The organism is Limnohabitans sp. T6-5 (assembly GCF_003063315.1).
Classification (GTDB): Bacteria; Pseudomonadota; Gammaproteobacteria; order Burkholderiales; family Burkholderiaceae_C; genus Limnohabitans_A.
In genome coordinates this window covers 1,227,276-1,241,363 of the sequence record NZ_NERV01000002.1, presented here as the reverse complement: position 1 = coordinate 1,241,363, position 14,088 = coordinate 1,227,276, and the positions used below count along the sequence as shown (strand labels likewise).

At 63.1% G+C, this 14,088-nt stretch carries 12 protein-coding genes and 1 pseudogene; 6 read left to right on the top strand and 7 right to left on the bottom strand.

What is annotated here, in order from left to right:
• The first annotated feature begins 104 nt into the window (after positions 1–104).
• The 4 genes from B9Z51_RS11475 (at position 105) to B9Z51_RS11460 (ending at position 3,774) form a co-directional block, all read left to right on the top strand.
• Positions 105–788, top strand: a complete 684-nt coding sequence (locus B9Z51_RS11475) for a YggS family pyridoxal phosphate-dependent enzyme (protein WP_108375013.1) — start codon at positions 105–107, stop codon at positions 786–788.
• Positions 789–892: 104 nt separating this feature from the next.
• Complete coding sequence (locus tag B9Z51_RS11470) at positions 893–1,276, top strand: chorismate mutase (protein ID WP_108374632.1); 384 nt, start codon at positions 893–895, stop codon at positions 1,274–1,276.
• Entirely contained in the window at positions 1,273–2,277 is a 1,005-nt protein-coding gene (locus B9Z51_RS11465) for a tripartite tricarboxylate transporter substrate binding protein (RefSeq protein ID WP_233254930.1), read from the top strand. The genes B9Z51_RS11470 and B9Z51_RS11465 overlap by 4 nt, the downstream gene beginning before the upstream one ends.
• Positions 2,278–2,409: 132 nt before the next feature.
• Positions 2,410–3,774, top strand: coding sequence for an FAD-dependent oxidoreductase (locus tag B9Z51_RS11460; protein WP_108375009.1), 1,365 nt, complete (start codon positions 2,410–2,412; stop codon positions 3,772–3,774).
• Positions 3,775–3,818: 44 nt separating this feature from the next.
• Here B9Z51_RS11460 and B9Z51_RS11455 read toward each other — a convergent pair whose 3' ends face one another.
• Positions 3,819–4,835, bottom strand: a complete 1,017-nt coding sequence (locus B9Z51_RS11455; protein ID WP_108374630.1) for an asparaginase — start codon at positions 4,833–4,835, stop codon at positions 3,819–3,821.
• Between the two features lie 236 nt (positions 4,836–5,071).
• Here B9Z51_RS11455 and B9Z51_RS11450 point away from each other — a divergent pair.
• Positions 5,072–6,958, top strand: a pseudogene (locus B9Z51_RS11450) (carboxyl transferase domain-containing protein); the annotation flags it as partial.
• A 345-nt stretch (positions 6,959–7,303) separates the two neighbouring features.
• Here the strand turns inward: B9Z51_RS11450 and fahA are convergent.
• The 5 genes from fahA to B9Z51_RS11425 all read right to left on the bottom strand — a co-directional run bounded on the left by fahA (position 7,304) and on the right by B9Z51_RS11425 (position 11,763).
• Entirely contained in the window at positions 7,304–8,629 is a 1,326-nt protein-coding gene (gene fahA, locus B9Z51_RS11445; protein WP_108374626.1) for a fumarylacetoacetase, read from the bottom strand.
• Positions 8,630–8,640: 11 nt separating this feature from the next.
• Complete coding sequence (locus B9Z51_RS11440; RefSeq protein ID WP_108374624.1) at positions 8,641–9,177, bottom strand: VOC family protein; 537 nt, start codon at positions 9,175–9,177, stop codon at positions 8,641–8,643.
• A 25-nt stretch (positions 9,178–9,202) separates the two neighbouring features.
• Positions 9,203–9,391 (bottom strand): DUF2783 domain-containing protein, encoded by a 189-nt coding sequence (locus tag B9Z51_RS11435; RefSeq protein WP_108374622.1) that lies wholly within the window; start codon positions 9,389–9,391, stop codon positions 9,203–9,205.
• Positions 9,392–9,579: 188 nt separating this feature from the next.
• On the bottom strand, positions 9,580–11,271 hold the full coding sequence (locus tag B9Z51_RS11430) for an FAD-dependent monooxygenase (RefSeq protein WP_108374620.1): 1,692 nt from the start codon (positions 11,269–11,271) through the stop codon (positions 9,580–9,582).
• A 21-nt stretch (positions 11,272–11,292) separates the two neighbouring features.
• Entirely contained in the window at positions 11,293–11,763 is a 471-nt protein-coding gene (locus tag B9Z51_RS11425) for a MarR family winged helix-turn-helix transcriptional regulator (RefSeq protein WP_108374618.1), read from the bottom strand.
• Positions 11,764–11,985: 222 nt separating this feature from the next.
• Between B9Z51_RS11425 and B9Z51_RS11415 the strand changes: the two genes are divergently transcribed.
• A complete protein-coding gene (locus B9Z51_RS11415; protein ID WP_108374614.1) occupies positions 11,986–12,486 on the top strand; it encodes a transposase in 501 nt (166 codons plus the stop codon).
• A gap of 89 nt (positions 12,487–12,575) precedes the next feature.
• On the opposite strand, the gene B9Z51_RS11410 is transcribed toward B9Z51_RS11415, so the two are convergent.
• Entirely contained in the window at positions 12,576–14,084 is a 1,509-nt protein-coding gene (locus B9Z51_RS11410) for an FAD-linked oxidase C-terminal domain-containing protein (RefSeq protein WP_108374612.1), read from the bottom strand.
• Between the last annotated feature and the right edge of the window lie 4 nt (positions 14,085–14,088).

Genomic DNA, 14,088 nt, shown 5'->3' with positions numbered 1-14,088 from the left:
GGTAGGGTGTTCAAAAGCAGCGAATTTAGCAGCATGCGCGCCAGCGCGTGGTCACCGTGGCGGCTTGCACCGTGGGCGCGGTCGGGTTTTGGTACGCTCAAGCCATGAACTCTTCGATTGCCCAGAACCTGGCGCAGGTCCACGCTCAGATCCAGGCCGCTTGCCAAGCGGCGGGCCGCCCGCCCGGCAGCGTGCAATTGCTGGCGGTCTCCAAAACCTGGGGCCCTGATGCCGTGCGTGCGGCCCATGCCGCAGGGCAAACCGCTTTTGGCGAAAACTACATCCAGGAAGCGGTGGACAAGATCGCTGCACTGCGCGATTTGCCGCTGGAGTGGCACTGCATCGGCCCGATCCAGAGCAACAAGACTCGGCTGGTGGCCGAACATTTCGACTGGGTCCACAGCATCGACCGTCTCAAAATCGCCCAGCGCCTGTCCGAGCAGCGGCCCGAACACCTGCCGCCCTTGCAGGTGTGCATCCAGGTCAATGTGGACGGGGGCGAGACCAAATCGGGTGTGTCGCCGTCAGACTTGCCAGCGTTGGCGCAGGCCGTGGCGGCCTTGCCGCGACTGCAGTTGCGCGGGTTGATGACCATCCCCGAACCGGCCGAGACCGACGCACAAATGCGCGCCGTGCACCGCCAGGCCAAAGTCTTGTTCGAGCAGTTGCGTGCGCAAGGCCTGCCCCTGGACACGCTGTCGATGGGCATGAGCGCCGACTTGGCCGCCGCCATTGCCGAGGGCAGCACCATGGTGCGGGTGGGTACGGCGATATTTGGCAAGCGCTGAGCGAATGAGGTACCTGCTTGTAGCCTTTTGCTGTTGCCTGACTCGCCTATCCCTTGAATTCAAAGACGGGGTACAGTGCCCCAAAAGACCTGACCACATCACCCATGACCCTGAACCCTTCTCAAGAACCTGCCGTGCACGCAGGCCCGGTGCGCCGGTTCAAGCAGCCGGACTACCTTGAAGTGGCCCCCACTTTGGGGGACTTGCGCCAGAAAATCGATGCGCTGGATGAACAGATCGTGGCCCTGCTGGCGCAACGTGCCTTGTGCGTGAAGGACGCCACCCGTTTCAAACGCGACGCCTTTCAGGTGGCGGCGCCTGCACGGCAGGCGCAGGTGTTTCAGCGCATCCGGCATTTGTGTGAAGCCCATGCCGCCAGTTTTCCGGGCTTTGCCGATGTGGTTGAAGCCAGCTACCGGACTTTGGTGGCGGGCTTCATTGCTGGTGAAAAAGACCTGTTTGACATCACCGAGGAGATACGCTCTTGACAACCCAGACCCTGATGAAAATGTTGACCCTGCGCAAGCTGTTTCAACTGTTTGTGGCCGGCACATTGACCTGCCTGGTAGGCTTGGCCCCGGCACAGCCGACCTGGCCGAGCAAACCGGTGCGCATCGTGGTGCCTTACGGCCCGGGGTCCTCGCCTGACGTCATTGCCCGCATCGTGGCGGACAAGCTGTCGCAGCGGCTTGGACAAGCCGTGATCATTGAAAACAGGCCAGGCGCGGGCGGCAACACCGGCTCGGGCGTCGTGGCCAAATCTGCCGGGGACGGGTACACCTTTCTCATCAGCACCAATGGCCCGCTGGTCTACAACACCGTCATCTACAAGAAGCTGTCCTACGACCCGTTCACCGAGCTGAAGCCGGTGATTCTGGCGGGCGGTCAGGCCAATGTGTGCGCTGTGCGTGCCGATTCGGGCATCACCTCGCTGGCCGGACTGATCGATGCCATGAAGAAAAATCCGGGCAAGTTCAACTTCTCTTCGACCGGTGTGGGCAGCTTGTCCCAGCTGGGCGTGGAGTTGCTCAAGGTCAAGACCGACACCTTTGCGGTGCACATTCCCTATGCGTCTTCGCCCCTGGCCATCACGGCCATTTTGCAGGGTGACGTGCAGTTCGCCTGCGTGCCCGCCGTGGCGGTGATTCCCCAGGTCAAGGCGGGCAAGATGCGCGCCCTGGCGGTGTCCACGGCCAAGCGCAGCCAGCTGACGCCCGACATCCCGACCATGAAAGAAGCCGGTTTGCCTGAAATTGAAAGCACCGCCTGGATGGCCTTGATGGCCCCCGCCAGCACCCCCCAGGACATCGTCTTGCGCATGAACCAGGAGATCAACGCGATCCTGGCCCTGCCCGATGTCAAGGACAAACTGCACGCCCAGTACATGGAACCTTTGGGCGGGTCGGTGGAAGATTTGCAGAAGTTCATGCAGCAGGAGCTGCGCACCATGACGCCCATCATCCGGCGAATTGGGTTGACCATGGAGTGATGATCGGCCTTCAGTTCGCATGGCATCTGGTGTGCATTGCTGGGTGTCCCGATTTCCTGATGAACGACGGCGTTGCTCCCGGTTTTGTAGAGGTCGGGGTTGCACCCTGCCGCCCTCTGGAGTGAAAAAAACATGAAAGCACCCGTATCGCTGATGGAGTCGGCCCGGGCCTTGCCCCTGTTCGGTGACTTTGACGTGGTGGTGGTGGGCGGTGGACCGGCAGGTCTTGCGGCCAGTGTCAGTGCGGCCAGGCAGGGTGCACGCGTGTTGCTGGTGGAGCGCTATGGTTTTTTGGGGGGCATGGGCACGGCCGGTGGGGTCACCAATTTCGCGGGTCTGTATGGCCGCCGGGACGGTGACATGGTGCAAGTGGTGCACGGTGTGGTGGACGACTTGCTGGACCGGCTGGAGTCGTTGGGCGGGCTCAATGCGCCGCAAGATGGCATGAATGGCCGCATCCGGGTGCGCTCTTACGACGTCTCGGCCTACAAATGCGCGGCCGATCAGTGGCTGTTGGCAGCAGGGGTGAAGATCCTGTTTCACGCCCACGCGAGCAGCGTGATCCTGTCGGGCAGACAGATCGCCGCCTTGGTGCTGGAGACCAAATCGGGGCGCTGTGCGGTGCGGGCCCGGCATGTCATCGATGCTTCGGGCGATGCCGATGTGGCCAAGTTTGCAGGCGTGCCTTACGAGGTGGGCGATGGGCAGGGCAGTGGCCTTTTCCCCACGCTCATGTTCCGCATTGGCGGGGTCGATCCCGAGCCCGCACTGGCCGCTGTGGGGCCGTTTCAGGCCATCAACGACTGGATGGCCCAAGTGCAGCAGGCTCAGCCAGGGCGTTACCGTTTTCCGCGTGAAGGGGCCATCTTGCGGCCGCAAAAAGACCCCCGCGAATGGCGCGCGAACGTGACCCAAATCCGCAATGCCCAGGGCACGGCCATGGACGCCACCGACGCCCGCCAGCTCAGCGCAGGTGAAATCGAAGGGCGACGGCAAATTGCCGATTTCTTCGCGTTCCTGAAAAACGAAATCCCTGGTTTTGCAAACGCTCACATCGTCGAGATTGCGCCACAAGTGGGCATTCGCGAGAGTCGGCGCGTTCGGGGGCATTACCAGCTCAGCAAGCAGGACATCCTGGATTCGGTGGTGTTTGAAGACAGCATCGGCCTGAATGCCTGGCCGCTGGAAATCCACGCCGAAGGGCGCATTGAATGGGGCTTTCCGCACAACACCGATCTGGGGGTGGGCCGGGTCTACAACGACTTGCCCTGGCGCATGCTGGTGCCGCTGGGCGTGGACAATCTGCTGGTGGCCGGTCGGTGCGCTTCCATGACCCACGAGGGCCAGTCCGCCGCCCGCGTCAGCGGGGCCTGCTTTGTCATGGGCCAGGCCGCAGGCACGGCCGCCGCCATGATGCGGGAGGGGCAAGCGTTTGAACACATCAACGTCACGCAATTGCAGGCGCGCCTGATCCGCGATGGGGCCGTTCTGGCCTGAGGAAGGTGTAAGGGGGATTCAGGCCCTTGCGCCAGGCATCCGGCTCAATGGTCTTCACCCGGCTGCAGCTTGAACACGCTGCGTCGCTCGCCCACCGGTAAGCCCGCCACATTCAAAATCACCTGCGCACGCCAAGGGGCCAGTTGTGCACGCTGTGCATCGTCCAACCAGCCCAGTTGGTCCAGCGCCTCCACGCTGGCGGCAAACAGCGCCGCCTTGTTGCCGTCCATGATCTTGATGGCCAGGGCCTGCCCCCGCGAACGGCTGGCCACCACCTGCACCCCATCGGCCCCCACTTTGGTGACCCAGTCGCCCCGACCCGCGCGCATGAAGTCGGCGTCGTTGCGCCCAGTGCCCGAGACCAGCTCGGGGTGCGCGCTCATGGCCTGGCCCAGCTGCGTCAGGCTCTCGCCATACAGGCCGTCCGATTCGGGTTGCGCCAGGCGGGCATAGCTGCGGGCCAAGCGTGCCAAGGGCATGGCGTAGTTGGGGGCCGAGCAGCCGTCGATGCCCAGCGCCAGTTCTTCTTCCCTGAGTCCGGCCAGGTGCGCCACCGCCTGGCGAATGCGTTGCTGCAAGGGGTGGTCCACCTCGGTGTAGCTGTCGGTGGGCAGGCCGTGCTGCACGCAATACGCCAGAAAGCCGCTGTGTTTGCCGCTGCAGTTGTGATGCCGCTCATCAAAAGCAAAGCCTTCGGGCATGGGCTTGTCGAAAAACGTGAAGCGGTAAGGCACATGGCAGCCGCAGCGCATCTGGCGCGTGCTGCTGCCGCTTTTGCGCAAGATGGACGAGACCTGTTCGACGTGCATGTCTTCGCCGTTGTGGCTCGCGCACATCATGGCCAATTCTGTGGGGGTGAAGCCGAAATGTGCCACGCCGCCCGACTGCACCAGCGGCAGGGCTTGCATGGCCTTCAGGGTGGAGCGGGTGAAGCACAGCCAATGCGGGTTGCCCACTTGCGCCAGCACGCGGCCCTCGGTGTCGGTCACGGCCAGTGCGCCCAGGTGCAGGCATTCCTGTACGCCGTTGCGGGTGAGTTCGATCAGGGGGGCGAAGTTCATGATGGTGGTCTGTTGTGTTGAAAAAAAGCCAGTCTATTGATTCTGCCCTGTGAAGTTTTCAATGCTCAAAGATGTTGTAGGTCGGAGGTCGAAGACCCCGACATGGGCCTGTGCCGAAACCCATCATGTCTGAATCTGCGAGTAGCGACCTACGAGATGACATGTCTCACACATTTCAAACTTCAGCGTGCCGGATCAATAAATTGTCCCGGACTTGACCGGGTGCTGGCGGGGCTGCGCCGCACAATGGCCGCATGCAAAACATTCATTCTCCCCTGCAGGCTCAACTGGTTCAGTGGCTGGTGGCCCCCGGCGCGGACGTGGCCGCAGGCGACGTGTTGGTCATTTTGGAAGCCATGAAAATGGAACACGAAATCCGCGCGCCCCATGCCGGGCGCTTGAACGAGCTGTACTTTCAGGCGGGCGAGACGGTGGGTGAGGGGGATGTCTTGGCGAGCTGGATGCAGATGGATTCAGTGCCAGTGGCGCGTAAAACGGAGGCCCACGCACCGGCCACCTCCGCCGTGCCGTCGGCTTTGCCTGTTGCGCCTCAGACCCCAGCCCATGGCGCTGTAAGCCCTGCCGCCCTGGACGCCCCCCGCGCCGACCTGCAAAAGCTGCAAGACCGCCTAGCCTTCACGCTCGACGCGCAGCGCCCCGAAGCCGTGGCCAAGCGCCATGCCTCTGGCCTGCGCACCGCCCGCGAGAACATCGCCGATCTGTGCGATCCCGATTCCTTTGTCGAATACGGCGCACTGGCCGTGGCCGCCCAAAGCCGCCGCCGCAGTGCCGACGACCTCATGCGCAACACGCCTGCCGACGGCATGGTCACCGGCATCGGCTGCATCAATGGCCAGCGCGTGGTCGTCATGGCCTATGACTTCACCGTGCTGGCGGGCACACAGGGCATGCGCAACCACCAAAAAACCGACCGCATGCTGGGCGTGGCGCTGCACAACAAGTTGCCCGTGGTGCTGTTCGCCGAAGGCGGCGGGGGGCGGCCGGGTGATGTCGATGTCGCCATCGTGGCGGGCCTGAACCTGGCCACCTTCGCCTCCTTTGCGCGGCTCAATGGCCAGGTGCCGGTGGTGGGCGTTGTGGCGGGGCGCTGCTTTGCGGGCAACGCGGCTTTGCTGGGTTGCTGTGACGTGATCATTGCCACCCGAGACAGCAACATTGGCATGGGTGGCCCAGCCATGGTCGAAGGCGGGGGCTTGGGCGTTTTCAAGCCCGAGCAAATTGGCCCGAGCGCCGTGCAGCACAGCAACGGCGTGATCGACATCCTGGTGGACAACGAAGCGCAAGCCGTGACGGCGGCACGGCATTACCTGTCGTGCTTTCAAGGCGCACAAACCGAATGGCAAGCACCGCCCGCCGAGGCGCTGCGCCATGTGGTGCCCGAAAACCGTGTGCGCGTGTACGACACTCGCAACGCCATGCAGGGCATCGCCGATGAGGGCAGCCTGTTGCCTTTGCGCACCGACTTTGGCGTGGGCATCCACACCGCGCTGGCGCGCATCGCGGGCCGTCCGGTGGGCCTCATGGCCAACAACCCGCTGCACCTGGGCGGCGCGATCGACGCCGATGCTGCCGACAAAGCCGCCCGCTTCATGCAACTGTGCAACGCGCATGGCCTACCCATCGTGAGCCTGGTGGACACGCCCGGCTTCATGGTCGGCCCCGACATTGAGGTGCTGGCGCAAGTGCGCCATGTCTCACGCATGTTTGTGGCGGCCGCTCACCTGCGGGTGCCGCTGCTCAGCGTGGTGCTGCGCAAGGGCTATGGCCTGGGCGCCATGGCCATGACCGGCGGGAGCTTTCACGAAACCCTGAGCACGGTGGCCTGGCCCACGGGCGAGTTTGGCGGCATGGGCCTGGAGGGTGCGGTGCGGCTGGGTTACCGCAAGGAACTCGAAGCCCTGCCCGAAGGCCCCGAGCGCGAAGCGTTGTTTGAGCAGCTGCTGGCGCAGCAATACGAGAACGGCAGCGCGATCAACATGGCGGCCACGCTGGAGATCGACGCGGTCATCGACCCGTCCACCACCCGCGACTGGCTGGTGGCGGGGTTGGAGGCCGGGCGGGTGAGGCCCGCCGATGGCACGCTGGCCATCGACACCTGGTGAGCGCAGAAGCGGTGCTTGCTTCCTTTGTAGGAGCGACGCCCTCGTCGCGATGAGCCGGTGCAAACCACAAGCCATCGCCCCGGGGGCGGGGCTCCCACAAAGAGGCGATCTCTGTTTTTTGTAGGAGCGACGCCCTCGTCGCGATGAGCCGGTGCAAACCACAAGCCATCGCCCCGGGGCGGGGCTCCCACAAAGAGGCGATCTCTGTTTTTTGTAGGAGCGACGCCCTCGTCGCGATGAGCCGGTGCAGACCACAAGCCATCGCCCCGGGGCGAGGCTCCCACAAAGAGGCGATCTCTGTTTTTTGTGGGAGCGGACGCCCTCGTCGCGATGAACCGCTGTTGGTCAGCCCTTGGGCACCCGCGCTGGCAGCACCGTGCCCACACACTCGCCAAAACCAATCCGTGCAGCGCCCGCTTTTTCGCACCAGCCGCGCAGCACCACGCTGTCGCCGTCTTCCAGCCAGGTGCGTTGCTCGCCATTGGGCAGGGCAATCGGGTTCTTGCCGCCGGTGGTCAACTCGATCAGCGCGCCTGCCTGGTCCAGCGTGGGGCCCGAGAGCGTGCCGCTGCCGAACAGGTCGCCCGGCTGCAGGTTGCAGCCGTTCACCGTGTGGTGCGTGAGCATTTGCGCCACTGTCCAATAGGCGTGGCGGTAGCTGGTGCGGCAGATGCTGGCGTCAGGCTGACCGGCAGCGCGCATTTGCGGCGTTTGCAGGCCCACTTGCAGCTGGATGTCGAACGCGCCGCCGCTGCGGTTGGCGGCACTGTCCAGATAGGCCATGGGTTGCGGGTCACCTTCTGCGCGGGTGAAGGCCACGCGGTAAGGGGCCAGCGCTTCGAGCGTCACCACCCAGGGCGAGACCGTGGTCGCAAAGTTCTTGGCCAGGAAGGGGCCTAGAGGTTGGTATTCCCAGCCCTGGATGTCGCGGGCCGACCAGTCGTTGAGCAGGCAGATGCCGAACACATGGTCTTCGGCTTCGTTGATGTCCACGGCCTCGCCCAAGTCGTTGCCGCTACCGACAAAGATGCCCAATTCGAGTTCGATGTCCAGCCGCTTGCAGGGGCCGAAAGACGGCTCGGTCGCGCCGGGCGGCATCGTCTGGCCCACCGGGCGGCGGAATTGCTGGCCAGACACGCCGATGCTGGACGCACGACCGTGGTAACCAATCGGCACCCATTTGTAGTTGGGCAGCAGCGGGTTGTCGGGGCGGAACTGTTTGCCGATGTTGGTGGCGTGGTGGACCGAGGTGTAGAAGTCGGTGTAGTCGCCGATGCGGGCGGGCACGTCGTATTCGGCTTCGGCTTGCGGCACCAGGCAGGCTTGCAGAGCGGCTTGCTCGGCCGAGCCTTCGCGCAGTGCACGCGACAGGGCCAGGCGCAGGGCGCTCCATGCCGATGCGCCCATGGCCATCAACGCGTTGAGCTTGTCTTGTGCGCCCGCTTGCGCGGCATCAGCAGCCTCGCCTGTCAGTACGCCTGACTTGGCAACAGCCGCCAGGTCCACGATCTGGTCGCCAATGGCCACGCCGCCCCGAAAGGCTTCGGTTGAGCTTTTGCGGCGGAACACCGCAAAAGGCAGGTTCTGGATGGGGAAGTCGGTGCCAGGTGTGTTGGCCGAGGCCACCCAGCTTTGCAGGGCGGGGTTGTGGGTTTCGTTGAGCATGTTCATCAAGTCTGCTTTCAAGAGGCCATGCTGCCATCGTGCATCCAGGCGGCGTGTTTGGGGGCGCGTTTGGTTTGGCTCCACTCTTCGAGCATGTCCCACTTCACCTCGTCGAGCTTTTTCATCATCTCGGGCGTGCCGCAGTCGGCGGCCAGCTCCAGGCGGTGGCCGCTCGGGTCAAAGAAATAGATGCTCTTGAAGATGGTGTGATCAACCGGGCCGAGCACCTCGACACCACCCGCCACCAGCTTGTCTTTCGCCGCCAGAAGCGTTTCCATAGAGTCCACTTTCAGCGCCAGGTGCTGCACCCAGGCAGGGGTGTTCTGGTCGCGGTCCATGGGCGGCTGGCTGGGCAGCTCAAAGAAAGCCAGGATGTTGCCGTGGCCCGCATCCAGAAAGATGTGCATGTACGGATCGGGCGCTTTCGTGGACGGCACTTCGTTTTCGGCAATGGCCAACACGAATTTCATGTCGAGGTGCTTTTGGTACCACTCGACGGTTTCTTTGGCGTCTTTGCAGCGGTAGGCAACGTGGTGAACGGATTGAACGAGCATGGGAGTCTCCTTGGAAGTGAGGGGGTCAGAGGTCTTGCAGGGCAGCGGTGATCAGCTGCTGGAACAGGTTTTCGTCGGCCAGGGCGTTGGCGTTCAGCAAGGCGAGCTTGACGAGGAACAACTGTGCCTTGTCTGCGCCTGCTTGGTCAATGGCTGTGGCGAGGGCGTCGTAGACGGTTTCAAGGCCGCCGATGGTGAGTTGTGTGTTGGTCATGGTTGTTCTTCAAGGATCTGGCCCTGTGAGGTTTGACGTTCAAGGCATTTTTTGGGGATCACGTTCTGTCCTTTGTGCCAATGTGGGAGCCCCGCCCTCGGGGCGATGGGTGGTGGTCTGCGAGGCCAGATCGCGGCGAGGGCGCCGCTCCTACAGGGTGGATTCCATGCCAACATCATCGGGCCTGATCAAAAGTGTGGCAGCGCGGTCGTCAGAGCGGCTTGCAGGCGCGTGGCATCCAGTGTGATCCAACGCGCACAAATGTGCTGGTCTGGGCGCAACAAATACGCGCCACCGTTGGCGGCCACACCATAACGCTCACGCAGGTGGCCGTCGGCGTCGGGCAGGTACTGGTCGGCACCCGCTACAGACTGGGCCGCACCGATGGCGGTCACGTTCAAGGGCATGCCTGTTGCACGCGCTGTGCTGATCACCTCTTGCAATGCTTCAGGCAAATCCGTGTCGGTGAAGTACAGCAGGTCAAAGCCGCCGCCCAGGTGGTCGAGCAAAAAGTCGTTCGCGCCCAGGCGCACGTTTTGCGGGGGCGCGCCGTGCGCCGGGCCGGTCTTGAATAAGCCGTTGTCGTCGCCCATGCTGTTGAGCATGGAGTGGGTGTACTCGTGCGGACGCGAGGTGCGCCAGTGGTAGAGCGGGCGCACAAATTCTTGGGTGAGCGAGAGCGACAGCACCGCATCGCGCAGCAAGCGAAAGCCGGGGCTGGGCGGTGCCATGAAACGGGTGCTTTTGCCCGCCTCGGTGATGATCTCGCGGGCCGCGCCCACGCGCTCGGTGCTGTGGTTGGCCAGCAGCTTGTGACCCGCCAGACCTTTGACCACAAAAGCCAGATGCCAGCCCAGAGACTGCGCATCTTGAAAAGCCGTGTTGGCCCCGCGCACGCCAAAAATGGGCAGCAGGTGCGCCGCGTCACCGGTGAAGATCACGCTGCCGTGCACAAAGTCGGGCAGCGTGAGCGTGCGTGCCGAGTAGACCGAAGACCAGTCCATCTCCCACTTGAGCCCTGCGTGGCCGATCATGGCCAGTTGTGCGTCGATGCGGGTCTTGAGCGATTCGGGGCGTAGCGCTTCTTCGGGTGTTTCGCCCGGGGGCAGCTGGTAGTCCACCCGCCAGATGCCGTTGGGCTCGCGGTGCATCAAGATGGTGTTGCCGGGGTTCCAGTCGGGGTCAAAAAAGGCCAGGCGCTCGGTGGGGAAGGGCAGATCAATCTTGATGTCAGCGATCACGAAAAAGCCTTCGTAAGACGCGCCTTCCATTTGCAGGTTCATGGCGGTGCGGATGCCTGAGCGGCCCCCGTCAGCGGCCACGACCCAGCCGCTTTCGAGTGCATACGGCCCTTCTGGCGTGTCGACTTCGAGCAGGGCGTAGCCGTCTTTCTGTTCCACGGCGTTGACCTTGTTGCCCCAGCGGAAGTCGATCAGCGGGTTGGCTTTGCACGCGTCGTGCAGGTACTCCTCCATGAACTGCTGCTGCACGTTGATGATCGGGAAAAAGCGGTCATCGGCATCGTGTGGCGCTTCCATGCGGAACACGCGCTGGCCCCGGTAAAACGAGTTGCCAAAGCGCCAGGGCAAACCGCCTGCGGTCATGCGGTCGGCCACGCCCACTTGCTGCAAGATTTCCATCGAGCGGCGGGTGAAGCAAATCGCCCTGCTGCCTTGCGAGAACTGCAGCTCGGCCGACAGCACCACGCTGGGCACGCCGTGGCGGGCCAGCTCCAGCGCCGTGACCATGCCTGCAGGGCCTGCGCCGACGATCACAACCTTCTTGCGGTCTTGTTTGGGGTGAGCTGATGCCAGCCAAGGTTTGAAGACTTCGTACTGGTAATAAATCGAAGGGCGGGCTTCGGTGGTGGGGTTGTGCATGGGATGGTCGTTGTGTGATGTTCAGCGGGGACGTACGTGCGATATCAATCGGTCGAACAGTGCGCTCAATGTGGCCTGTTCCTTGTCGGTCAGGCAGCCAAAAATGTCCTGATTGCGTTGGTGGACCATGGCCATGGCGCGCTCAAACACTTCGCGCCCGGCAGGCGTCAGCGTCAGCACCACGCCCCGGCCATCGCCCGGGTGGTCGGCTTTGAGCACCAAGCCCTGATCGACCAGCGCCTGCGCAGCGCGGCTGGCTTGGCCCTTGTTCAGGTTGGCTTTGTCGGCCAACTCCTTGACCGACAAAGGCTCAAAAGTGCCAATCGTCGTCAGGCACCGCCCGTCGCTCATCGACAGGCCCGTGCGCTCCGGATAGACCGACTGGCTGTCCATGTCGGTCAGCTTGTGCAGCTGGTGCAGGCGGTAGGTCAGCGTACGGTCGAGTGGCACGGCGGGTGTGCCAGCGCTGGGCGGTTTGGAGGGTGTGGTCATGGGCCAAATGGGTTTTGGCCGGATTGTAAATAAAACTGGTTGCGTGCGCAACCAGTTGGGTTTTGATGAATTTTGTAGGTCGGTGGCTTCAGCCCCGACATGGTGGACCGCATGCATGTGTCGGGGCTGAAGCCGCCGACCTGCAAATGCTTTGTAAAAAAGAATACTTGATGGCTCATAAAAAGAGTGGCTCAATCCTTGCAAAAGAGGGGGGAGAACGTTATGCAATACCGCCGATCGAACATCCCGGGGGGCACATACTTTTTCACGGTCGTGACCCATCAGCGTGCACCGTGGCTGCGAGAGGCGGGGGCGGTGACTGCCTTGGGTGATGTGATGCGGCTTGTGCGTGCTCAACGCCCATTTGAAACCCTGGCGATGGTGGTCATGCCCGATCACCTGCATTGCATCTGGCGTTTGCCTGGCGATGACGCCGATTTTTCGACCCGCTGGATGCTGATCAAGCAAGGCGTTGTGCATCGCTTGCGTGGGCGCAATGGCGTTCAGACCTTATGGCAATCCCGATTTTTGGAATACTCATTGCGCGGCGAACGGGATGTGGAGCAGCACACGCATTACATCCATTTCAACCCGGTCAAGCATGGGCTTGTGCCGCAGGTCGGTGATTGGCCGCACAGCACTTTTCACCGGTATGTGAAGAACGGCATTTACCCTGCTGATTGGGGCACGGCCCCCGGCGTGTTGCCTGGCGTCAGAGAGTGAAGCGTTGTAGGTCGGCGGCTTTAGCCCCGACAAGTGCGAGTGGTTCATCATGTCGGGGCTAAAGCCGCCGACCTACAAAAACCAACAGTTCAAAACCGCGGCAAATCCGGGTGTTTGATCGCCCCCGCCCGCACCAGCATCTTGCCGTATTCGGCGCAGCGGTTCAGCGTCGGGATGACCTTGCCGGGGTTCAAAAGGCCTTGGCGGTCAAAAGCGCGTTTGACGGCGAACATCTGCTCGTTTTCTTCCGCGCTGAACTGCACGCACATGCTGTTGACTTTCTCGATGCCCACGCCGTGTTCGCCAGTTACGGTGCCGCCCATGGCCACGCTGGTTTCCAGAATCTCGGCACCAAACAGTTCGCAGCGGCGCAGCTGGTCTGCGTCGTTCGCATCGAACAGGATCAGCGGGTGCAGGTTGCCGTCGCCCGCGTGGAACACGTTCAGGCAGCGCAGGGCGTATTTGGTTTCCATCTCGGAGATGGCTTGCAGGATGTCAGCCAAGCGCTTGCGCGGGATGGTCGAGTCCATGCACATGTAGTCGGGGCTGATGCGGCCCGACGCCGGGAAGGCGTTTTTGCGGCCACTCCAGAATTTCATGCGCTGGGCTTCGTCGCGGCTCACGGTGATGGCCGTGGCCCCGCAGCCCCGCAGCACCTCGCTCATGCGGCCAATTTCTTCTTCGACCTCTTCGGGAGTGCCGTCGCTTTCGCAAAGCAAAATCGCCGCCGCGCTCAGGTCGTAGTCGGCATGCACAAAGTCTTCCACGGCAATCGTCATGGGGCCGTCCATCATCTCCAGCCCCGCCGGGATGATGCCGGCCGCAATCACGGCCGCCACCGCGTCGCCTGCTTTGCGCACGTCGTCAAAGCTGGCCATGATGCAGCGCGCCAGTTGCGGTTTGGGCACCAGCTTGACGGTCACTTCGGTGGTCACGGCCAGCATGCCTTCACTGCCCACCAGCACGGCCAGCAGGTCGTAGCCGGAAGTGTCCAGCGCGTCGCTGCCAAACTCGATCGGGTCGCCTTCGATGGTGAAGCCTTTGACCTTGAGCACGTTGTGCACGGTGAGGCCGTATTTGAGGCAGTGCACGCCGCCTGAGTTTTCGGCCACGTTGCCCCCAATCGTGCAGGCGATCTGGCTGGATGGGTCCGGCGCGTAATACAAACCATAAGGCGCAGCCGCTTCGCTGATGGCCAGGTTGCGCACCCCGCACTGCACCACGGCCGTGCGGCTGACCGGGTCAACGGTTTTGATTTGGTTGAAGCGCGCCATCGACAGCGTCACGCCCATGCGGTGCGGCATGGCCCCGCCCGACAGGCCGGTGCCCGCGCCGCGTGCCACCACGGGCACTTGCAGGGCGTGGCAGGCCCGCAGCACGGCTTGCACTTGCGCTTCGGTCTCGGGCAGCGCCACCACCAAGGGGCGCTCGCGGTAGGCGGTCAAACCGTCGCACTCGTAGGGCGTGGTGTCTTCAGGGGTGTACAAAATCGCGTCAGCTGTCAGCACCCGGCCCAAAGCCTGCACCACAGCGCGTTGGCGCTCGGCACGTTCGGTGGCGGTCAGTTCGTTGGTTTCTGCGGGGGTATTGGCGCTCATGGCA

Coding starts and splice junctions, on each gene's coding strand:
- B9Z51_RS11415 (WP_108374614.1), top strand. CDS start 11,986: ATGCAATACCGCCGATCGAACATCCCGGGGGGCACATACTTTTTCACG.
- B9Z51_RS11470 (WP_108374632.1), top strand. CDS start 893: ATGACCCTGAACCCTTCTCAAGAACCTGCCGTGCACGCAGGCCCGGTG.
- B9Z51_RS11440 (WP_108374624.1), bottom strand. CDS start 9,177: ATGCTCGTTCAATCCGTTCACCACGTTGCCTACCGCTGCAAAGACGCC.
- B9Z51_RS11425 (WP_108374618.1), bottom strand. CDS start 11,763: ATGACCACACCCTCCAAACCGCCCAGCGCTGGCACACCCGCCGTGCCA.
- B9Z51_RS11455 (WP_108374630.1), bottom strand. CDS start 4,835: ATGAACTTCGCCCCCCTGATCGAACTCACCCGCAACGGCGTACAGGAA.
- B9Z51_RS11410 (WP_108374612.1), bottom strand. CDS start 14,084: ATGAGCGCCAATACCCCCGCAGAAACCAACGAACTGACCGCCACCGAA.
- B9Z51_RS11475 (WP_108375013.1), top strand. CDS start 105: ATGAACTCTTCGATTGCCCAGAACCTGGCGCAGGTCCACGCTCAGATC.
- fahA (WP_108374626.1), bottom strand. CDS start 8,629: ATGAACATGCTCAACGAAACCCACAACCCCGCCCTGCAAAGCTGGGTG.
- B9Z51_RS11435 (WP_108374622.1), bottom strand. CDS start 9,391: ATGACCAACACACAACTCACCATCGGCGGCCTTGAAACCGTCTACGAC.
- B9Z51_RS11430 (WP_108374620.1), bottom strand. CDS start 11,271: ATGCACAACCCCACCACCGAAGCCCGCCCTTCGATTTATTACCAGTAC.
- B9Z51_RS11460 (WP_108375009.1), top strand. CDS start 2,410: ATGAAAGCACCCGTATCGCTGATGGAGTCGGCCCGGGCCTTGCCCCTG.